Origin of the sequence: Nostoc sp. UCD121 (assembly GCF_014222285.1) — a bacterium.
Taxonomy (GTDB): domain Bacteria; phylum Cyanobacteriota; class Cyanobacteriia; order Cyanobacteriales; family Nostocaceae; genus Nostoc.
In genome coordinates, this window is record NZ_JACKZS010000054.1 from 17878 (window position 1) to 39061 (window position 21184).

Genomic DNA, 21184 nt, shown 5'->3' on the forward strand with positions numbered 1-21184 from the left:
ATAGGTTTTTACTAGGGATGCACAGATTTACGCCCCTATTGGAGTATTTGTATTAATTGCTTCATAAATCTTCCTACAAATATGGAACAATATCATACTTCTCTATTTACGTCTTATATCTAAAGATAGAAGATTAAGGTTAAAATTTGGGAAACCTAAGAGGGATTACTCCCAAGAGATTTCCTGCCTACTTATCGCAGAAAGCAACTGAGGTCAGATGAAGCAACCTTTAAATCAAGTCAAAGAGTGGGAACAACGTCGTGATGAAGCAAACCGCTACTACCAGCGCGGTAAATTTCAAGAATCTCTCGATCTTGCAACCAAAAATTTACACTTGGCTAGAGCAATTCGAGATCGAGCCAGAGAAGGTCACACATTAAACGATATCGGTTTAGCTCACCTCAGTTGCTGGCAACCTCAAAGAGCATTAGAGCGCTTTAATCAGGCGCTTTCGGTTGCTATTGAAATTGGCAACCCACCAGCAGAAGCAACTGCACTTAGCAATCTGGGTTCTACCTACAGCCGTCTTGGACGCTTTTCGCAAGCTTTAGAATATTTTGACAAAGCACTGCCAATATTTAGGCGATCGCAAGATACTCAAAGTGAAGTTTCTACTCTTAATGATGTCGCGCTAATTTATACCCGCTTAGGAGAACCGAAACGGGCACTGTTGCTACAACACCAAATTTTGAGGATGCGGCGATTGTTAGGTGACTTTTCTGGTGAGGCAACAACGCTCAATGGCATTGGGTTTGCTTACAATGTCTTAGGCAAGTTTGAGCAAGCGCTAGAATTTTTTGAAGCAGCACTTCCAATTCAACGAGCCGTCAAGAATGTGCTTGGTGAAGCAACCACTTTAAATAATATTGCCTCAATCTATAGTGATTTAGGAAAACCGAAACAAGCGCTATTACTCTACTATCAAGTTCTTTTGACACGTCGGGCAATCAGCGATCGCTCTGGCGAAGCAACAACCCTTCACAACATTGGTTTTACCTATAGCACCCTGGCACAGCATCGCCAAGCAATGAAGTTCTACAAGCAAGCCATTGTGATTTATCAACAACTGGGCGATAATCTCGGAGAAATTTCAACTTTGCTGAATATGGGAACCCTTTACGCCACAACGAAACGTAAAAAAATGGCGCGATCGTGCTACCAAAACGCTCAAGATTTAGCAGAGCAAATCGAACACCAGCCACTCTTGGAAAAAGTACAGCAGTTTATAGATTCTCTGTAGCTTGATAGTCAGGGGCAGGGGGCAGGGAGCAGGGAGAGGGAGAAAGTGGGTAAGGTAAAAGGTACAAACCTAGCCCCATATAGTGTGAAAGCATCCCTCCTCATTTTCTAGCAAGGTTTGTTCGCGCAGACTCTCGTGGATAAGCCCCACCCCAAATGGCGTGATTTTTCTCCCCTGCTCCCTGCCCCCTTGCCCCCTGCTGATTAATGCCGCAAGTTCAAATTCCCGACTTCTTAAAGAAGTTGGGAATTTTTTGTTCGAATTAAAGCTCAAAAAGTTCGCAAGTTCGTTACCGCCGACCATATACTAATCAACAGGTTACGATCAATTAAGAAGTAATAATTTTTGATGGCACCGCCAGGAGTCTTTTTATGTTCATTAGTGAATTGTCACCTATATTCAGAGAATTTATCCAGCATCCAGCCTCATTTGTAGGTGGGTTATTCTCTGGTGTGCTTCGACTCAATCTTGCAGATGATCCTGTTAAAAGCTGGCTGGCTCAACAGGGCGGCTCAAATAGCTATACCAGCAGCACAACAGAAGCACATAATGGCAAAGCGAGTGGGCCTCAACAGATTTCGATTGACTAAATTTTTGAGTAATCGCAAATCCGGTTAATTATTATTGGCAATAGGGAATTGGGAACAGGGATATAGTGATAGAAACTTTAGTTATGGGTCAAAATCCCATTTGAAAAAAAGATGTTTTTCGAGACGCGTAGCGCTCTTAAATCGGTGTCCTTGTTACAATCCCACGCTTGAAACCCGTGGGTTTCCCAATTCCCAATTCCCAATTCCCAATTCCAATTCCCAGTAAATATGGAATCCCTAATCTCTCGTATGCAGGGTGTACAGTCGCCAATTATTCCTGTGGTTGGGGAACTGATTAGAAACTCTCCAGGAACAATCTCTCTAGGACAGGGTGTTGTTCATTACAATCCACCACCGGAAACTATTGAATTTTTACCCAAATTTTTCGCCGAATCAGCTAACAATTTATACAAATCAGTTGAGGGAATTCCCCCATTACTTACAGCGCTTGCTGGCAAATTGCAAGCCTTCAATGGTATTGAAATCAATGGGGAAAACTGCATCGTCGTGACAGCAGGGAGCAATATGGGATTTATGAATGCCATTCTTGCTATTACTAACCCAGGCGATGAAATTATTTTGAATACGCCTTACTATTTCAACCATGAAATGGCGATCGCAATTGCTGGTTGTCGTCCGGTGTTAGTGGCGACAGATGAAAATTACCAACTGCGTCCAAATGCGATCGCTCAAGCAATTACTCCCAAAACACGGGCTATAGTCACAATTTCACCAAATAATCCCACTGGAGTCGTCTATTTAGAAGCAGCATTGCACCAAGTAAATCAAATTTGTGACACTCACGGCATTTACCACATCAGCGATGAAGCTTATGAATACTTTACCTATAACGGCGTAAAACACGTTTCTCCTGGTGCATTTGGGAGTAGCAAGTACACTATTTCTCTATTTAGCCTTTCCAAAGCATACGGTTTTGCTAGTTGGCGCATTGGCTATATGGTGATTCCTAAACACTTATTTGTCGCTATCAAAAAAGTCCAGGATACAATTTTGATTTGTCCGCCAGTCATTTCTCAATATGCAGCGTTAGGGGCATTGCAAGCAAAAGAGGAGTATTTGCAGAGTAATATAGGTGCAATTTCTCAAGTGCGGCAATTAGTACTCGACTCCCTTAACCGCTTACAAGGTTTATGTAGCATCACGCCTGCTAATGGCGCTTTCTATTTTTTCCTCAAAGTTAATACTCAAATGGATGCTTTTGAGTTAGTTAAAAGACTAATCCAAGAACATAAAGTAGCAGTCATTCCAGGTACAACTTTTGGTATGGATGACGGATGTTACCTGCGTGTTGCTTACGGTGCGCTGCAAAAAGAGACAGCCAAAGAAGGTATAGAAAGATTAGTACAAGGTTTGGAAACTATAGTTAGAAATTAGAGGTCATTCATTCTGCCTTCTGCCTCCTGCCTTCTGCCTCCTGCCTCCTGCCTCCCCGACAATCCTAAATATAAAATTGAACAGATGGCGATTATTAATAAGCTTATTGAAATTGAAACTGAGCCAAAAATTAATATTTATAATATCACACCACAAATTCAAGACTTTCTTGCTTCAACATCAATTAAAAATGGACAAGTTTTAGTATTTTCTCGACATACAACAACAGCTTTAGCTATCAACGAGAATGAAGTCAGACTGTTAGAAGATATAAAAACATTCTTGCAAAAATTAGCACCCGAGTCGGACAGTTACTTGCATAATGACTTGCATTTAAGAGATGTCCCAGAAGATGAGCCGATTAATGCTCACTCTCACTTAATGGCAATGATGCTGACTACTAGTGAGATAATTCCCATTGTGGATGGTAAATTAGCTTTGGGAACCTGGCAATCTGTGTTGTTTTTTGAGTTGGATGGGCCGCGCAAAAGAACGGTATTTGTCCAAATTTCTGGCGAATAATGCAACTTCACATCTACGATCCTTTCAGAACAACCCAAATCTGAGAGAATTACGAACACGACTAACAAGTGCATCAGTTGAATTTACTTACAGCAATTAAAAATCTGAAAGAATGTTTCTAAGCATAACCTTCCTTTCCACAAACCAGAACTTTCGTTGTGTCAAAGGCAGAGGCAATTAGTGATGAAAAATAACGATAACTTTGTATTACGTAATACTTGGTACTATGCTCTGCCTAGTAATCAGATAAAGCCAGGTATGATGATCAGCCGCATTTTCTTGGGTGAACCTGTGCTGTTAGTCCGAGATCAAAATGGTAAAGTCTCGGCTATGAGAGATATTTGTCCTCATCGTGCCGTGCCTTTGAGTTGTGGTAGATTCGATGGACAGGAAGTGGAATGCTGCTATCACGGTTGGCGCTTTAACCCGGCTGGACGCTGTACTGCAATTCCATCTCTTGTTCAAGAGCAGCAGATGGATTTAAGCCGCTTTGATGTACAATCCTACGAAGTTCGGGAAGCCCAAGGGAATATTTGGATATATATGGCTGATCACGATAAATCTCAGCCTGCGGCTTCTGAGATGGAGATTCCGGTGATTCCAGGGTTTGAGGAGCAATCGCCCCAATTTATAGAGGTGATGAAATTCCCCTGTTTTGTGGATCATGCAGTAGTAGGTCTGATGGACCCTGCTCATTCCCCCTATGTTCATCGTGCTTGGTGGTGGCGAAGTGGGCAACTGCATGAGGAAGTCAAGCAATTTGATGCTTCACCCTACGGCTTTACTATGCGACGACACCGATTACCAGCGAATGGAGGTCGATTATACTTGCTGATTGGTGGTGGTGTGCCGGAAACGGAGATTTCTTTTCGTTTACCTAGCGTCAGAATAGAAGAAACCACAATTGGCAAGCATAGAGTTGTTAATTTAACGGCAGTTACCCCCATTTCAGACACAGAAACTGAGGTAACTTTTGTTCTTTACTCGACACTTCCCTGGGTGGGATTTTTCAAGCCACTGCTGCATGTATTGGCACAAACCTTCTTAGGTCAAGACCGAACGGTTGTGGAAAAGCAACAGATTGGCCTTAAATATAATCCTGTTCTGCGACTGATTAAGGATTCAGATATGCAGGCGCAGTGGTATTACCAGTTAAAACGGGAGTATGCTCGGTCTGTCGCTGAAGGACGAGAATTTGTGAACCCTGTTAAGGATCAAGTGCTTCGCTGGCGTGCTTAAATTACTCCAAACTAAATTCTGCAAATTTTGGGCACTTTAGCTGATGATGATACCCTGACACCATTAATAGAACAATTCCAGTAATCAATAAAAGAGCCGCCAGAATCAATGATTCATTGATTTGACTTTGGTTTAATTCAAATAGGACTTACGCAAATTATCTCTCAAACTCTGATTTCTCCGTGCCCTCCGTGCCTCTGTGGTTCGTTATCCCGTAACTCGTGCGTAAGTCCTATCAAAATGCAAAATTTCAAATTCTGTTAGGAAGAATAAAGAAAATTTTGAATCAATTTTGATTTACCGACTCGCCTGACTTTTCACTTATGTGAAAAAGTCCACCAAAGACCTAACCCCCTAACCCCCTTCCCGACGCGGGAAGGGGAAAATTCAAAGTCTCTACTGAAAGGAGAGAGAAATAGAAGTGAGGTTTTCAAGATGCCGTGAAAAGTCAGACAGGCTCCCACTGATTGTCTTTAATTTTTAATCTTTAATTTTTAATTCCTTAAAGGGGCTGACTTGGGCAAGCAAATAGTGAAACAAGTTCTACCTGGCTGTGATTCAAATGAGAGCGTTCCATGATGACGATTTTCTACAATCCGGCGAACGGTTTCCAAGCCGAGTCCTGAACCACGCCCCACTGATTTGGTGGTGAAGAAAGGTTCAAAAATGCGGGTTTTAATTTCAGGTGGAATTCCACTACCAGAATCAATGATGTCAATATGAGCAAAGCGATCGCAATGGTGTGTTGTAATTTCCAGCAGTCCCTTACCATCCATCGCATCTATGGCGTTATCAATCAAGTTCGTCCACACCTGATTTAGTTCACTCCCATAAGCAAGAATTTTAGGAAGATGTTGCTCGTAATTGCGTTGTACTTGGATGCCGCACTTGAGTTTATGAACAAACAGTCGCAATGTATCTTCTAAACCTTGATGCACATCGACTTCTTGCTGAACGCCTTGATCGAGGTAAGAGTATGACTTCATCGCTTGCACAAGTTCGGAGATCCTCTCGGCTCCTCGTAAACCATGTTTAATCATTGACATGACTTCAAATGAGAGCGATAGCCAGTGCAATCCCATTTCTCGCAATTCAGTATCGTCGTTGCGCCAACGTTCCATCATCTTATCTAGGGTTTCGACCTCAACACCACCTTCTGCTAAAGGTTCGGCTAATTTCCATGCCTGTTTCACACCATAATCTTCTAACCATTCCAGCAAGACGTTTTCGCGATCGCTTAGTGTTACCGGATCTAGACGATTATTTAAAATCGCATCATAGCCTTGATCCCGGATTCTCAACCAGTCTTGAGTATGGGCTTCTTCAACATTGCGTTGCCCATAAACTAAGTTCATTCGTTGTAGTTCCAGGATGGCGGCTGGCATTTCCCCTAAAGTCCGAACGAGGGCTGAAGCTGGGTTGTTGAGTTCATGAGCTAAACCGGCGGAAAGTGTCCCTAAAGCGGCCATCTTTTCCCGCCCCCGAATGAAAGATTCTAATCCCCGCATCCGACGTTCCATAATGCGGAAGACCATCCGCTCAAAATTACGACATTCATGCAGCAGTTTACGGAAATCTTCTCCATTGAGTTGATAGAGGTGGCAATTTGTCAATGCCCGCATTGTGACAGGTGCAGGTTCATCTGTAAGTACTGGAATTTCACCAAAAAATGATGGCGCTTCGTTTTGCCCTATGGGAATTTCAACTCCTTCACTGCGGCGGGTGATGTTGATTTTACCTTTGACTAAGATAAATAAGCGACATGCAGGGTCTCCCTCATAGGACAACACTTCTCCAGCAGAAAGTTCAACTGTTTGAGCGCGATCGCAAACCCACTCTAATTGCTCTTGAGAAAGCTGTTGAAACGGGTCTAAGTTGATCAATTCTTCAATACACAACATGAATCAACCTCCTTAGTTTTTCCTGTTCCAGCTAAACATTGCTCAGGTAACGGTGAACGAATTGAATAGCAATCGAACCTTCACCCACACCGGATGCTACCCGCTTAATTGACCCAGATCGTACATCTCCGGCTGCAAAGATGCCAGGAACGCTGGATTCTAGCAAGAAAGGTGAGCGTTCCAAAGCCCAACCTGGAGGAGATTTGCCATTTTGCGTTAAGTCGGGGCCTGTGATGATAAATCCTTGAGTATCGCGTCGAATAATACCATCGAGCCAATCAGTTTTGGGGATAGCACCAATGAAGATGAAAAGCGATCGCGCTGGCATGGTTTCAGTTTGTCCAGTCTTGGCATGGGCAATCACAATTTCTTCTAGATGTTCATCTCCCTTCACTTCCACAACGCTGCAACCTGTGCAAACTTGGATATTTGCAGTCGCCGCAATTTGGTCAATCAAGTATTGGGACATACTCAATGAAAGCGACTCGCCCCGCACCAGCATAATTACTTTGCTGGCATATTTAGAAAAGTGCATTGCTGCTTGTCCGGCAGAATTTGCCCCACCTATGAGGTAAACCTCTTCATTGCTACAGGCGATCGCCTCAGTCATGGCAGCACCGTAATAAATTCCGGCTCCTGTCAACTTTTCGGCTCCTGGCACATTTAGCCAACGGTAGGAAACGCCGGTTGCAACTAAAAGTGCATGGCAACTAATCTCACTGCCATCCGCCAATTGCAGAACCCGATAAGGATCTTGCAGCTTAACTCCAGTTACAACTTGAGGAGTGAGAATTTCTACCCCAAATCGCCGCGCTTGGGTGACTCCCCGCCTGGCCAAATCGCTGCCGCTCAAGCCAACAGGAAACCCCAGATAGTTTTCAATCCGCGAACTCGTGCCTGCTTGACCACCCGGAGCTTCGCGCTCAATTAACACCGTACTCAATCCTTCGGAAGCGCCATAGACTGCGGCTGCCAGTCCAGCAGGGCCAGCACCCACGATCGCCAAGTCATAAAATGGTCGCTCTGCCTGAGTTTGCAGTCCAATTTTAGCGGCAATCTCTAAATTAGATGGTTGGATTAATCGGGAACCATCGGGAAACATCACCAAGGGCAATTGCTGTCTACCATCAGCTTGGGCGTATTTTAGTAATTTGGCTGCATCCGGCTCCAGTTCAATATCCAACCACTTGTAGGGAATCTGGTTACGCGCCAGAAAGTCTTTTACCTGATGGGAAAAAGGCGACCAGCGATTACCAATGACTCGAATCCCTTCAAAGGGTGGGCGGAATCCCGCTAGCCAGTCATCTAGCAAATCATCCAAAACTGGATATAATCGCTCTTCTGGTGGATTCCAGGGCTTAAGTAAGTAGTAATCAAGTCTGGCACTATTAATTGATTTAATCGCTGCATCCGTATCTGCATAGGCCGTCAGCAAAGCACGTTTAGCATCAGGAAAGATGACTTTTGCCTGTTCCAGGAACTCCACACCGCCCATTTGGGGCATTCTTTGATCCACCAAGAATAAAGCAACTGCTTCATTCCGTAATTTGAGTTGCTGCACCGCGTCCAAAGCGGTAATACCGGAATCTGCCCGGACAATGCGGAAGCGATCGCCATACTGATGTCGCAAGTCTCGTGACACTGCTTGCAACACTTCTGGATCGTCATCGACTGTTAAAATTGCAGGTTTCGCCATAACTACTGTTACTTAACAATTACAGTACTTAGCTGTTATCTTCAAAAATTTGTCGTTAAAATATCTACTGTTTAACCAGTTGCTTTAAACGAAAGTATGCCTCTTCTGGTGTCAGCGCTTCTGATTGACTTTCGTTAGGTATATAAAATACCCAAGTATCAGGAAAGTAATGCACCACAAAACTAGGAATCAGACCCAAACTTACTGCTTGCTTTCCAAGTTTCTCAGCTTGTTCCTCTAAACTCAGTTGGTCATGAAATGGGTGTTCAGCCATACTTTTCATCTCCCTGCACTTTATTTGACCCTGGAAGAACGTTCAATACCCAGATTGCACGAATCACTTTTAAGTAATTTACTATGTTTCAGACTGAGCTTGAGAATATTTAGGTTTACTACCACAATACTTTCAAATATGGTTTTGTAGAGAATCATAAAGCTATTTTGGCCATTCAGGGTAACGCGCGGTTTCACAACCCATGCAGCATGGGGAATATTACTGGTCTACCGCATTAAATTTCAGGCATAAGAGAACAAACCGCATACTCCTACGGACAAGATGAAAAAAGCTGCTGCAATATCCAACCGGGTAACTGTAGCTCTTTGATGGCTGAATTATCCAGCTACTTTGATCGGGCAGCAGCAGCAGTAAGCTAAAAGTCTGTAGACTCACACGCATTTTTTCAGACAAAATTCTCAAGTGCTTGTCACCTTTTCGAAGGGACGTTTCAGCTAACACTCTTTGGCACTAAACTCTGTTGCAGTCGTTGGGGAAGCTGAATCGCGCTTATTTGACGGATTTGGAAGAGAAATTGTTGTAGATTCTGGAGTCAGAAAATTGCTCGATACAATTCCCGGTGTCGCACGTCAAACCGCAGAATTAATTGTTGGTGAAATTGGTACTGAACCCCTGATTGTGTCTTTTTTCGCAGTAAACAGTTTTGAAACTCTAGAATAGTAAAAAGCGAACTCTTGTCAAGGGATTTAGGGTGTATCTATCACGTATTTAAATAAATCATCAATAATCGCATTGGCAGCTAGAATGCCGCTTCCAATCCAGTAGTCTGGAACTAAATAAACTTTGTTTTTCTGCACGGCTTTTAAATTTTGCCAAAGTGGATTTGCTTTGAGTTGTTCTAATCTCTTAAGTGCTATTTGCGTTGCTTGAGATGTATTTTCACCTGTCCAGATGAAAATAACATCACCATCTGCTTTTTGAATTAATTCATTACCGATAGACACTTGAATCGAATTACCAAATAAATTTGCTGCTTCTGATGCTGTAAAATTTTGGGATTCTGGGCGAGATAATCCAGCATCTTGCAAAACAATTCCGCAGAAAGAATCACGTAGATAAATGTTGATATTATCTGTGTAAATTCGCACTACAGAAATTTTAATTTTTGATAAGTTATCACCCATTTGCTCTTTAAATTCCTCTAAGCGATGGTAATATTGAGCCATAACTTGTTGAGCAACTTCTTTTTTACCTAGCGCCAGACTAATATTCGTAAATATCTCTTTCCATTGACCACTATGTTCAAAGTTAAACAATACAGTTGGTGCTATTTTGGAAGTAAGGGAATAAATTGATTGTTGAAAGTCAAGCCCTAAAATCAAGTCTGGTTTGATGGCGAGAATACTTTCTAAATTCGGTTCGCCAATTGTCCCGATGTTTTTTACTCCTGTCAGTTGATCTTGCAAATATGATGAAAAATCGGAGATCACAGCAGCAACAGGTTTAATACCTAGTGCGATCGCATTTTCCAAAGAAGCTTCATCTAGAGTCACAAGCCGCTCAAACTTTTCTGGAATACAGGTTATTCCCGCACCGTGTTCGACCTGATGACAAGCTGTATTTGTGCTGTGATCATTAACTGATATAGAACCATCATGATGACAAGCTACTGCAAGCAGTAGAGTAATAAATATGACAATTCCCAATCGCCACTGGCGAGTAAAGCTTTCTATTTTGATATTACTATAATTCATGATTGTCTTTCATAGACCACAAATGATTTTGCTAAATTTAAACCACAAATGTACTAATCAGTACTGAGGTTTCATCAAAATTATGGCTGAACCAGATATTTAAATAAATCATCAAGCAGCTTATTGACTCCAAAAAAGCCGTATGTCCACCATCTATTTACTTGGACTTCATAGATTTGATTTTTTTGCGCTGACTTGAGTTGACTTAAAAGAGGATTTTGAAAAAAAGCTTGTGTCAATTTTGCAGTATCATTCATCACAAACAAAATATCAGCATCGTATTTATTTAATACCTCAATGCTTGATACTACAGTTTCTTGTTTTTGATTTGCTAGGACAGGTATTAGTCTTATGCCAATATCTTGAAAAACTTGATTATAGGTTTCCTTATCTGAATAGGTGGATATCAAATTTTCTCCAAAAATATAAATCACTGATACTTCTAACTCTTTTAGACGTTCGCCTATTAAATTTTGCAACTTTTTAACTCGTTCATAGTATTGAGCGATGACTTGTTCTGCCTTTTCACTTTCATCGAGAACTTGAGCAATAAAACGGAGATTTTTTTTGAAGGAGTAATTTAGACCCGGTAAGTCTACCATAACTGTAGGTGCGATCGCAGATAATTGTGAATACATACTTTTCTGATATTCACGCATCAAAATTAAATCGGGTTTGAGCTTAAGAACTTTTTCTAAATTAGGCTGATTTCCATTACCAATTATCTCAATACCAACTGCTTCAGCATTGCTTACGCCACGAAATAAAAAATCGTACTGTGGAAAATAACTTACTGTACCAATTGGTTTGACACCCAAAGACAATACTGGGTCTAAAAGAGCAATATCATTTAACACAATGATACGCTGTGGCTTCACAGGAATTCTTGTTTCTCCCAAAGGGTGTTTGACGACTTTTGTGGCTACGGGGAGAGGAGACTTCGGTAAGGTACTGTTACCAAGAATTGCATTTGGTGCAATCTGACTATGGCAAGCTATGAGCAATGCAATAGTAACAATCACTAGCAAAAATGATTTAAGGTAACGATACACCGCAATACTTTCTCCTCTTTCCATCTGAGTTAAACATCAAACATAATTGATTGGTTTTTGATTAGAGTACCTCATAATTCACACTTAATTTTTGTCAAAATTCAACCGTAAACGAACCAATTACTGTTAAAGGTTCACCGTAGTAAACACCTAAACGGCTACCATAGGCAGAACCCGTATAATAGGTTTCGTCAAACAGATTGCGAACATTTACAGCCGCTCTCCAGTTATCGCGCTTATAAAATACCGAAGCATCGGTACGCACAAAACTAGGAAGAACAAAACTATTGTTTAAATCTCCCAAGCGATCGCCAACAAAAAATACTCCTAATCCAAATCCCAAGCCTTGTAGACTTCCTTGTTGAAATTCATAAGTTGTCCACAAACTTGCAGCGTGTTCTGGGATATTGTCTCGACGGCGACCTTCAAAACCATTATTATCTTTGCTGACAAAGGCATCAATGTAAGAATAGGACGCAATAATTTTCCAACCAGGAGTAATTTCCCCAGCAATATCAAATTCAATACCTCGGCTTGTCTGTTCCCCAGTTTGAATTTGGTCGTTGGGATCGGGTGAATTCGGATCATCAGTAGCAACATTTTGCTTCCGGAGGTCATAAAATGCCAAAGTTGCGCTCAAATTGCGAGTAATATCAGATTTTACCCCTACCTCAAATTGTCTACCTGTTTCTGGTTTAAATGGTTCGTTATTCCTATTACGACTAGCATCAAATACTGGTACAAAAGAGGTTGCATAAGACGCGTAAAGCGAGATATTTTGAGACGGTTGATAAACTATTCCCAAGCGGGGGCTAAAGTTAGTATCTGATTGAGAATATTCTTGCTTTTCTTCTCCCAGATTGCGTGTACTACGGGTTTGCTCGAAAATATCGAATCTACCGCCGACCAATAATTTGAGTTGAGGATTTACTTCGATTTGGTCTTGGATATAAAACCCATATTTATCGAGGTTATCATCGCGGAAGAAATTTAGTATTCCTTCTTTGGGATATTCTAAACGAGCGTAAACTGGGTTAAATATATTAATAGATGGGTACGCTTCAAAGTCCCCAAAAGTACCATTTTCGGTGATTTTCGTATAGTCAAACCCCAACACAACTTGATGTTTAATCGAACCAGTATTAAATTTTCCGATCACATCCGTTTGAACTGAATAAGCATTATCTCGACGCTGAGAAAAATAGCTTAATCTGCTTAACTCACCCGTTTCTTCATCAAGAGAGTCCCATAGAGGATAGTAACGTTCTAAATTTACGAATTGAGCGCGAAAAGCATTTCTCAGTGTCCACTGATCATCTAACTTATGGTCAAGTAGATAGCTAAAATTCGTGACATTTATTTCTACATTCTGGAACGGCTCACCTAAAAAACGGCTCCGTGGTAAATTTGCTGGGCGATTACCTATTGCCACAGTACCATCATCTGTTGTGCGTTTTTCTTCAAGCCAAGAACCTTCTATAGTTAAATTGGTGTTAGGGCCAAGCGCAAACTTGAATATAGGAGCAAGAAACACACGCTCTGAATTTACAAAATCACGAAAACTTCCAGCATTTTCATAAAGAGCATTAAACCGATAAAGTATGTTTTGATTATCAGTTAAAGGTCCCGATAAATCGATTGCACCTCGATAGGTATTAAAACTACCAACTCTTCCTTCAAAAGAGTAAAACGGTTCAGCCAAAGGTTGTTTAGTCACTAAGTTCACCAAACCACCTGGAGGTGCATCTCCAAACAATACTGATGCTGGGCCTTTCAGAACTTCGATACGTTCAATATTTGCTGTTTCAGTCAAGCCGCCAAAATCTTGATATAAACGAAGCCCATCCCGAAATAAATTTGCCTCGAAACCACGTAAAGAAAAATATTCACTAAAACCTTGATAGTAACCTGAGCTAGTAGCACCACTCACATTTCTTAGTGCATCTTGAACGCGAATAATTGCTTGGTCTTTGAGAACTTCGTGGGGTATGACTTGAATTGATTGCGGAATATCACGAATAGGTGTATCTGTCTTAGTTGCGCTTGATGCTTGTTCTGCACGATAACCACCCTGTTCACCAGTCACCACCAGTTCAATAGGTGCTTCACTCTGTGCAGATGGCTGTTCTGGCTGGGTTTCACTACTGGATTGTGGTTCTGTTGGCGTGGGTTGTGTCTGTGGTGTTTGTGTAGTCGTCACAGTTGGTACAACCCCAAACACCAAACCTTCATCACCATCAAATAACTCAACTTGTGGCGCAGCAGTTTCACCCGTCACTGTCACGCGAACAGTGTTGGTATCTAAATTTGTGACTATAACTTCAGTTATTCCTGCGATCGCTTTCTCTTGACGGAATGTATCACCATTAGGTAGGCGTAATTGGGCATTGGGAATATCAACAATATAGCTATTCCCTTCACTCTTATTTACCAGTTGCAGTTTATCTGATTGATTAGTTCCTAAAGTTACCTCTATGCCTTTGTCTGTGGCTTGGGACTTGACACCTGTGATTTGAATGAGTGACTGAGCCAGCCATTGCTTAATATTGGTAGCAGGTTGTTCTACATCACTCAATTGAGAAATTTTAGAGATTGGTTTTTGGCTATCTTCAGCTAACACAGGAGGGTTAACCAGTACCAAAGCCAAACTGCTCATCCAAGCTAATTTTTTTAACTTATTTTTCATCACTCTACTCACCCACAAATAAATGATTGGGGATTGGAGGCTAGAGACTCGGTATCTAGAAATCCTATTACCTACAACCCAATACCCAATCACTTTGTAATTAGTAATTAATATCAAAAAGCTTACAGGAAAGCTCTTGGATACAGACGAGTGCTTTGAACGCTAGACGGAATTTTTTGAATGCTAGACGGAATTTTTGAATTTTTAACTTGTTAAATTAGGTTATGATTGCTTTGGCATCTTGAGATTTCCGCGTCAGATTTGGATACCAAAAATCAAGCTGTTTATTGGTCTTATCCTTATCCTATCAACTTATCCATTTCCATCGATAAACGCGAATTATCTGTCAAAAATTCTTTTGGATTGATGCCAAATTTTTTTCTAAAAGCGGTGGCAAAGTAACTACGGCTAGAAAATCCAACTCTCCGCGCTGCTTGAGAAATGTTTATTTCTCCTGATACTAACAATTTGCGTGCTTGTTCTAATCTATGATGATGTAAATACCCGAATACTGTTGTATCAAATACCAGACGGAAGCCTCGTTTGAGAGTGCAGTCATTTAAGCCAACTTGTCTGGATAACTCTATTAAAGAAGGAGGGTTTTCTAAATCGCGGAGCAAAATTTCTTTGGCATGGTGAATACGATCTACATCGTCAGGCTTTAGTGAAAAGGTATCACTTTTACCATGACGTGCAGATACATCTTCTTCAACCAGCAATACCATTAGTTCCAAAACCTTGCTTTCTAAGTACATCCTTTTCATCATTCCCTGATAAGGACAATTTAAGATTTGTTGTAATGCGACTTGCATTACTGGAGTCGTAGTTCCAGAACGAGAATAATATTCTTGATGAGAGTTTCGGACTAAATGAGTTAATTCTTGCGGCAGTTGCTTTTTTTCTTTACCCATAAAAAAGCAAAATAGTTCCGGTTCCATGTGAACATTAATCTCAATGATTTTTCCTGATTTAAATGATTTATATTTTTCCTTGGGCGCTAGTCCGCTACCCCACAATCTGTTTTGCCCACTACTAATATCACAATTCTTATCTTGGTGATCTCCTGCAAGGGAAAAGCTGTATTCTAAAGGATGTTGTCGTTCAGGGAGTTTTATAATCAAATCGTCATTTAATTGGTGTTCTGAAATAGCTAAATATAAACCATTCTGTAGTTCTATTTCTCCACTAAATCCTTGACCTAATTCTTTTGGAAAATAAGAAATGGTGTCAAATATATCCCAGCACCCGCCTATCCTAGACGGAATGTCATCGCATGTTTTTTCTACTTCTGGTATCTCTATAAATAAATCCCAAAAAGTTTGTTGTGAAATTGTGACTGTCATGACTAGTAGCAATAAATTATTATATCTGTTGCTAATTATTAGTAGATTTTGGTAAATCCTCAATGCAAATTCACTTTGATCTGTATTTGTGATTAAATACAGCAAGTAAGCACTTATTGATATAAATTAGCACTAATGTGAATAGATTAACCTATTTTATAGCACTAATTTGTTATTAAACATACTAAATTATTGCAATATTTTTTCAACTAATCGGAATTATTTGGCAACCTTAAGAATACTACTTACTGATAGCTAAAGCTTTATGAAAATAGGACTACAGCAATACTGGAACTTACTTGTAGAGTATCTCAAACCACAAAAGGGCAGGGTGATCAAGTTTGCGATCGCTCTCCTGATTAGCATCGGCTTACAAATCCTCAACCCCCAAATTTTACGTTATTTCATCGACACATCTGTGAGTGGAGGCGATCGCCAAAAATTATTCTTAGCGGCCTTGTTGTTTATTGGTGTAGCCTTAATCACCCAAATAATGTCAATTACTGCCACATTCTACGGTGAGAATGTGGCGTGGACAGCTACTAACGCCTTGCGTGCAGATTTAGTAGAGCATTGTTTGAGACTAGATTTATCCTTTCATAAATACCGTACACCAGGCGAATTAGTTGAACGCATAGACGGTGATGTGCAGAATTTATCAGAATTTTTCTCGAAATTTACTATTCACATCTTAGGCAATTTGCTCATGATGTTGGGTGTGATAGTAGTCCTGTTTATAGAAGATTGGCGAGCCGGTTTAGCTATTTTATTGTTTGCACTCACCGCCTTATCAACTCTGATCAAGTTGCGTACCATAGCAGTGTTTCATTGGGGAGGCTATCGCCAATATAGTGCCGAATTTTTTGGCTTCTTAGGTGAACAGCTAACAGGGATGGAAGACATCCGCGCCAATGGAGCGAAAAACTATGTCATGCAACGCTTCTATATAATTATTCGCAACTGGCTACCCATCTTTCATAAAGCCCGCCTTGCCGATACAATTCTCTGGGTGACAACCAACGGTATATTTACTGTGGGCAGCATAATTGCTCTCATAGTTGGTGCTTACCTATGGAGTCAACAGGCAATTACCATCGGTACAGTTTACCTGCTGTATTATTACACCAATATTCTCAGCGAACCGATTGAACAAATTCGCAACCAATTTGAAGACCTCCAGCAAGCAGATGCGAGTATTTACCGCATCACAGACTTATTGCAATTTCAATCTCAATTGCTTACAAGTGGCGAACAATCAATTCCCCCAGGCGCACTTTCTGTAGCTTGTGAGAATGTCTCATTTAGCTACCATGACCGAGGACTGGGTACTGGGGACTTGGTACTGCAAGATGTATCTTTTAATTTACCTGCGGGTCAGGTGTTGGGTTTACTGGGACGAACTGGAAGCGGTAAGACAACTTTGGCGCGATTACTTTTGAGATTGTATAACCCACAATCAGGTTCAATTCAGTTGGGGGGTGTACCTATCGACCAAACCCCATTGACAGAATTACCCGGAAAAATTGGATTAGTAACTCAAGATGTCCAACTTTTTCAAACCACTGTTCGGAATAACCTCACCTTTTTCAACCCACACATTACCAGCGATCGCATCTATGAAACAATAGAAATGTTGGGATTGTCAGAATGGTTGCACTCTTTACCCAACGGCTTAGATACAAACTTAGGGCCAGATAGTAGCGGCTTATCAGCAGGACAGGCGCAGTTATTAGCCTTTACCCGTGTGTTTCTCAAAGACCCTGGTTTAGTCATTCTAGATGAAGCCTCTTCACGCCTTGACCCAATGACAGAAAAACTCATTGGAAGGGCTATAGATAAACTATTAATGGGGCGGACTGGCATTATTATTGCCCATCGTCTAGCAACCGTAGAAAAAGCAAATCAAATCTTGATTTTAGACCAAGGTAGAGTAACTGAATACGGTGAAAGAGAAGAATTAGCAAAAAATCCTAACTCACGTTTTGCTCAACTATTACAAGCTGGGCTAACAGATTTATTAGTTTAATCGTGATTATGTCAATTCACTTAATTATATTCTTTTAATTACGTAGAGGTATAACGTCTTCCTGTAAGGTATTAAGAATTACGAATTATTATGATTTACTCAACAAAAAAGCTTACTGGTTGGCAACTATTATGGCAATTGATTTGTTACAAACCAAAACTTTATTTAATTGATACTTGCTTCTGGATTTTTATTATGGGCTTACCTGCCCTACCAGGATTAATTATCAGAGAATTTTTTAATAGTCTCACAGGCAAAGCTCTATTTGGTTTATCCGCTTGGGCATTTATTGCTGGTTTACTGGCTTTGAACTTAAGTCATATTGCGGTCATATTTTTGGGCAGAATCACCAAAACTCAGCACCGTTTTACCATGAGGTCTTTACTCAGACGCAATTTGTTAGAACGTCTTTTAAATAATCCTCATGCTCAAGTTATGATTGCTAATGGGCATACCGAGAAGACTGTATCCCAAGGTGAAGTCATCAGCTTTTTTAGGGATGATGCTGAACACATAGAAGATAATGTGGCATGGGTATCGGAAATATTTGGAGAAGGATTATTTACTGTACTTTCTTTAGTCATTTTATTAAGTGTCAATGTGCCTCTGACACTATTTGTTTTCCTTCCCTTAGTGGGGATGGTAGTCATCATCCAAAAAACCGAAACCCGCATCAAACATTATCGTAAAGCTAGCCGTCAAGCGACTCAACAAGTAACGGGTATTTTAGGGGAAATATTTAGTTCTGTGCAAGCGATTAAAGTAGCTGGTGCAGAACAAAATGTACTCGCTTATTTTCGCACCTTAAATGATAACCGTCGCGAGATGATGGTTAAAGATAGCCTATTAAAAGCCCTTCTCAATTCACTGTTTCAAAATATGGTGAATTTCGGCACAGGTTTAATTTTAGTGATGGCTTCTTTTTTTATGCAAAGCGGCGTTAATCAGTTGACAGTGGGTGACTTTGCTTTGTTTGTCTATAACCTGTCATTTGTCACAGGATTTTTTAGCTCTGTTGGCGGATTTATGGCATTGTATAAGCAAACAGAAGTTGCATTTGAACGCATGACTGCTTTAATTGCTGGTGCATCAACAGAGACTCTGGTAGCCCCAAATCAACTTTATCTCCAAGACTTAGGTAGACATAAAACAACCTTACCTCTATTAGAACAACCCGTAGAGAATGAGAGTCATCATTTACAATCATTAAAACTCTCAAACTTAACTTATATTTACCCTGGTACTACTCAAGGAATAGTAGATATCAACTTACAAATACAGCGCGGTAGTTTAACTGTAATTACTGGACGTATTGGTTCTGGAAAAACTACATTACTACGAGTTTTATTAGGATTATTACCCAAACAAGCAGGGGGAATTTATTGGAATGGGCGGATAGTTGAAGACCCGGCTAATTTTTTTGTACCGCCTCGCAGTGCTTATACACCGCAAATTCCCCAACTTTTTAGCTACTCCTTACGAGAAAATATCTTGCTGGGATTGTCTAAAGATGATACTGATATTGAAGCAGCATTAAAAATAGCTGTGTTTGAGCAAGATTTAGCAGCTATGAATGAAAAGCTAGAAACTTTGGTGGGAACAAAAGGTGTGAGGCTTTCTGGTGGACAGATGCAACGGGTAGCGGCGGCGCGGATGTTTGTCCGTCAGCCAGAATTACTCATATTTGATGACCTTTCTAGCGCCTTGGATGTGGAAACAGAATTGACATTATGGTCGCGGATATTTGCTAATACAACTGAACAACGGGAAAATCCTTGGACACCAACTTGTCTTGTAGTCTCTCATCGTCGTTCTGTTTTACGCCGCGCTGACCAGATTATTGTGATGAAAGCAGGTAGGGTTGTAGCCCAAGGAAAGTTTGAAGAGATTTTAGCTGATGAACAAGCTGATTGGATTTTTTAGTCTATTCGGGAGTCCCCCGACTTACTTAGTGACACTCCTCATTACATCCCTCTTGAGAAAATTATCTAATAGCTGCTAACCTAATTGTAAATATCATCTTTAAGAGCGTGCAACTAGAGATTGCTGGTATCTTATCAATCAAAAATATGGATGAAATGTTTGAAGAGACAGCTAAGCTGACGCGCATCTAAATTTGATAATTTAGCGCCTAAACCCATTTGCTGCCTTAGATTGCCCTGTAAAACTAGATGACGAACAGCTTATCAATGGTAATCAGCCTCATCAAACTGAAAAGCTCAAAAAAAGGGGATGGATATCTCGCTTGAGAGCATTAACTATGCAGAGGGGGATGTAATTTTTCTGCAACAGCATCCACAAGCAAATAACTATCAACAAATTACTAATCATCCTTTGTGGCTACAACTGAATGCAGTTAAGTCGGGCAAAGTCTATGAGGTAGGGGGTGATTATTGGCATGGTGGTAGCTACATTGCCGCCAATCTCATTCTTGATGATTTATTTAAATATTTAGCAGAATAACAACGGTAACACCTATGTATAAACACACTCTATTGATTTGTAAATGATATCACCTTTCGAGAAAAAACCCGTAGAACACCAACATAAAGATGTTATATAGTTTGAACCCATGTTTATTAGAAGTTTACTCTGTTTTAAGCAGGTATTTTGCTAAATCATCAAGAATAGCATTAGCAGAAAGGATGCTACCATGCACCCAATAACCAGAATCAACGGTGTAAACTTTCTTATTTTTAACTACATTTAGTGTTTGCCACAGAGGAGTCTTTTGATATTGTTGAAATGCCTCTTTAGCACCTGGGTCTACTGCTATAAACAAAGCATCTGCATCAAGTAAATCTATGCGTTCCAAGCTTAGTATTATTAAAATATCGTCAGGGGTCTTAATCAATTGACGTTGATGAAGTGGCATAGAAACCCCTACTGCATTGACAATTCCACCAGGAAATGAAAACTGGGAACTAAATTCGGGAATCTTCATCCCACCATGAATACGGCTAACAGTAACTTCTAACTTCTCGAATTTTTTTTCTAATTGTTCTCTAATACTTGTAAGTCGCTGTTCGTATTGAGTGAGTAATTCTTCAACTTTTTCAGTTCTATTAATAATTTTACCGATTTCTCGCAAAGGTGTTTGCCAATCAGATTGAAAATGTTTTACTTTAACTGTAGGAGCTATTTGGGACAATAATTGATAATTTCTTGGTTCTAGACCGTATACACCCACAATTAAATCTGGGTTTAATTCCAGTAATTTCTCTAGATTAATCTGGAACTCTTTGCCGATATAGCTTATTCCCGTTATTCTCTTTTTGAGAAGATTAGCTTTGCTGGCAAAGAACTGTGGATATGTTATTCCTATTGGTATTTTGTCTAACGCAACTAAAGCTTCTAATGCGATTGAGTCTACAGCAATAATGCGTTGCGGCTTTAGGGGAACACAAGTTTCTCCTAATTCATGCTTAATTACTCCCGGTTCGCCCATTTTTTCGGGAGTTAGAAGAAATGCTACTCAGGAGTAAAAGATTGACCACCAAGTTGA

Annotated in this window: 17 protein-coding genes; 9 read left to right on the top strand and 8 right to left on the bottom strand. The window is 40.5% G+C overall.

All coding sequences use genetic code 11. The features are described from left to right. Positions 1 to 217 precede the first annotated feature (217 nt). The 5 genes from GNF10_RS13955 to GNF10_RS13975 all read left to right on the top strand — a co-directional run bounded on the left by GNF10_RS13955 (position 218) and on the right by GNF10_RS13975 (position 4986). Entirely contained in the window at positions 218 to 1240 is a 1023-nt protein-coding gene (locus GNF10_RS13955) for a tetratricopeptide repeat protein (RefSeq protein WP_185584776.1), read from the top strand. 371 nt (positions 1241 to 1611) lie between these two features. After that, complete coding sequence (locus GNF10_RS13960) at positions 1612 to 1830, top strand: hypothetical protein (RefSeq protein WP_114084886.1); 219 nt, start codon at positions 1612 to 1614, stop codon at positions 1828 to 1830. Between the two features lie 228 nt (positions 1831 to 2058). After that, entirely contained in the window at positions 2059 to 3225 is a 1167-nt protein-coding gene (locus GNF10_RS13965) for a pyridoxal phosphate-dependent aminotransferase (protein ID WP_185584777.1), read from the top strand. Positions 3226 to 3309: 84 nt separating this feature from the next. Then, positions 3310 to 3747 (top strand): secondary thiamine-phosphate synthase enzyme YjbQ, encoded by a 438-nt coding sequence (locus tag GNF10_RS13970; RefSeq protein WP_185584778.1) that lies wholly within the window; start codon positions 3310 to 3312, stop codon positions 3745 to 3747. Between the two features lie 183 nt (positions 3748 to 3930). Then, positions 3931 to 4986, top strand: a complete 1056-nt coding sequence (locus GNF10_RS13975; RefSeq protein WP_185584779.1) for an aromatic ring-hydroxylating dioxygenase subunit alpha — start codon at positions 3931 to 3933, stop codon at positions 4984 to 4986. A 494-nt stretch (positions 4987 to 5480) separates the two neighbouring features. On the opposite strand, the gene GNF10_RS13980 is transcribed toward GNF10_RS13975, so the two are convergent. The 3 genes from GNF10_RS13980 to GNF10_RS13990 form a co-directional block, all read right to left on the bottom strand. After that, positions 5481 to 6887, bottom strand: a complete 1407-nt coding sequence (locus tag GNF10_RS13980) for an ATP-binding protein (RefSeq protein ID WP_185584780.1) — start codon at positions 6885 to 6887, stop codon at positions 5481 to 5483. Positions 6888 to 6918: 31 nt separating this feature from the next. After that, a complete protein-coding gene (locus GNF10_RS13985) occupies positions 6919 to 8583 on the bottom strand; it encodes an FAD-dependent oxidoreductase (protein ID WP_185584781.1) in 1665 nt (554 codons plus the stop codon). Positions 8584 to 8647: 64 nt separating this feature from the next. After that, the gene (locus GNF10_RS13990) at positions 8648 to 8857 is read right to left on the bottom strand and encodes a hypothetical protein (protein WP_114080584.1); all 210 of its coding nucleotides are present in this window, start codon (positions 8855 to 8857) and stop codon (positions 8648 to 8650) included. Positions 8858 to 9322: 465 nt separating this feature from the next. On the opposite strand from GNF10_RS13990, the gene GNF10_RS13995 reads away from it, so the two are divergent. Continuing rightward, complete coding sequence (locus tag GNF10_RS13995; RefSeq protein WP_185584782.1) at positions 9323 to 9538, top strand: hypothetical protein; 216 nt, start codon at positions 9323 to 9325, stop codon at positions 9536 to 9538. Between the two features lie 26 nt (positions 9539 to 9564). On the opposite strand, the gene GNF10_RS14000 is transcribed toward GNF10_RS13995, so the two are convergent. From GNF10_RS14000 to GNF10_RS14015, 4 genes are all read right to left on the bottom strand, one after another. Next, positions 9565 to 10572: an iron-siderophore ABC transporter substrate-binding protein gene (locus GNF10_RS14000; protein ID WP_185584783.1), complete on the bottom strand. Its 1008-nt coding sequence runs from the start codon at positions 10570 to 10572 to the stop codon at positions 9565 to 9567. A gap of 80 nt (positions 10573 to 10652) precedes the next feature. After that, positions 10653 to 11648 (bottom strand): iron-siderophore ABC transporter substrate-binding protein, encoded by a 996-nt coding sequence (locus GNF10_RS14005; protein ID WP_185584784.1) that lies wholly within the window; start codon positions 11646 to 11648, stop codon positions 10653 to 10655. A gap of 70 nt (positions 11649 to 11718) precedes the next feature. Further along, on the bottom strand, positions 11719 to 14310 hold the full coding sequence (locus tag GNF10_RS14010) for a TonB-dependent siderophore receptor (RefSeq protein ID WP_185584785.1): 2592 nt from the start codon (positions 14308 to 14310) through the stop codon (positions 11719 to 11721). A 299-nt stretch (positions 14311 to 14609) separates the two neighbouring features. After that, complete coding sequence (locus GNF10_RS14015) at positions 14610 to 15653, bottom strand: AraC family transcriptional regulator (protein ID WP_185584786.1); 1044 nt, start codon at positions 15651 to 15653, stop codon at positions 14610 to 14612. Positions 15654 to 15918: 265 nt separating this feature from the next. Here GNF10_RS14015 and GNF10_RS14020 point away from each other — a divergent pair, with 265 nt between their 5' ends. From GNF10_RS14020 to GNF10_RS14030, 3 genes are all read left to right on the top strand, one after another. Next, positions 15919 to 17679, top strand: coding sequence for an ABC transporter ATP-binding protein (locus GNF10_RS14020; protein WP_185584787.1), 1761 nt, complete (start codon positions 15919 to 15921; stop codon positions 17677 to 17679). Positions 17680 to 17769: 90 nt separating this feature from the next. Next, positions 17770 to 19602: an ABC transporter ATP-binding protein gene (locus tag GNF10_RS14025; RefSeq protein WP_185584788.1), complete on the top strand. Its 1833-nt coding sequence runs from the start codon at positions 17770 to 17772 to the stop codon at positions 19600 to 19602. A 309-nt stretch (positions 19603 to 19911) separates the two neighbouring features. Next, on the top strand, positions 19912 to 20142 hold the full coding sequence (locus tag GNF10_RS14030) for an ABC transporter substrate-binding protein (protein ID WP_185584789.1): 231 nt from the start codon (positions 19912 to 19914) through the stop codon (positions 20140 to 20142). Between the two features lie 124 nt (positions 20143 to 20266). On the opposite strand, the gene GNF10_RS14035 is transcribed toward GNF10_RS14030, so the two are convergent. Next, positions 20267 to 21127, bottom strand: coding sequence for an iron-siderophore ABC transporter substrate-binding protein (locus GNF10_RS14035; RefSeq protein ID WP_185584790.1), 861 nt, complete (start codon positions 21125 to 21127; stop codon positions 20267 to 20269). Between the last annotated feature and the right edge of the window lie 57 nt (positions 21128 to 21184).

Bases quoted from the DNA above. Each gene is read 5' to 3' on its own strand.
- GNF10_RS13955 (WP_185584776.1), top strand. From the start codon at position 218: ATGAAGCAACCTTTAAATCAAGTCAAAGAGTGGGAACAACGTCGTGAT.
- GNF10_RS13960 (WP_114084886.1), top strand. From the start codon at position 1,612: ATGTTCATTAGTGAATTGTCACCTATATTCAGAGAATTTATCCAGCAT.
- GNF10_RS13965 (WP_185584777.1), top strand. From the start codon at position 2,059: ATGGAATCCCTAATCTCTCGTATGCAGGGTGTACAGTCGCCAATTATT.
- GNF10_RS13970 (WP_185584778.1), top strand. From the start codon at position 3,310: ATGGCGATTATTAATAAGCTTATTGAAATTGAAACTGAGCCAAAAATT.
- GNF10_RS13975 (WP_185584779.1), top strand. From the start codon at position 3,931: ATGAAAAATAACGATAACTTTGTATTACGTAATACTTGGTACTATGCT.
- GNF10_RS13980 (WP_185584780.1), bottom strand. From the start codon at position 6,887: ATGTTGTGTATTGAAGAATTGATCAACTTAGACCCGTTTCAACAGCTT.
- GNF10_RS13985 (WP_185584781.1), bottom strand. From the start codon at position 8,583: ATGGCGAAACCTGCAATTTTAACAGTCGATGACGATCCAGAAGTGTTG.
- GNF10_RS13990 (WP_114080584.1), bottom strand. From the start codon at position 8,857: ATGGCTGAACACCCATTTCATGACCAACTGAGTTTAGAGGAACAAGCT.
- GNF10_RS14000 (WP_185584783.1), bottom strand. From the start codon at position 10,572: ATGAATTATAGTAATATCAAAATAGAAAGCTTTACTCGCCAGTGGCGA.
- GNF10_RS14005 (WP_185584784.1), bottom strand. From the start codon at position 11,648: ATGGAAAGAGGAGAAAGTATTGCGGTGTATCGTTACCTTAAATCATTT.
- GNF10_RS14010 (WP_185584785.1), bottom strand. From the start codon at position 14,310: ATGAAAAATAAGTTAAAAAAATTAGCTTGGATGAGCAGTTTGGCTTTG.
- GNF10_RS14015 (WP_185584786.1), bottom strand. From the start codon at position 15,653: ATGACAGTCACAATTTCACAACAAACTTTTTGGGATTTATTTATAGAG.
- GNF10_RS14020 (WP_185584787.1), top strand. From the start codon at position 15,919: ATGAAAATAGGACTACAGCAATACTGGAACTTACTTGTAGAGTATCTC.
- GNF10_RS14025 (WP_185584788.1), top strand. From the start codon at position 17,770: ATGATTTACTCAACAAAAAAGCTTACTGGTTGGCAACTATTATGGCAA.
- GNF10_RS14030 (WP_185584789.1), top strand. From the start codon at position 19,912: ATGGATATCTCGCTTGAGAGCATTAACTATGCAGAGGGGGATGTAATT.
- GNF10_RS14035 (WP_185584790.1), bottom strand. From the start codon at position 21,127: ATGGGCGAACCGGGAGTAATTAAGCATGAATTAGGAGAAACTTGTGTT.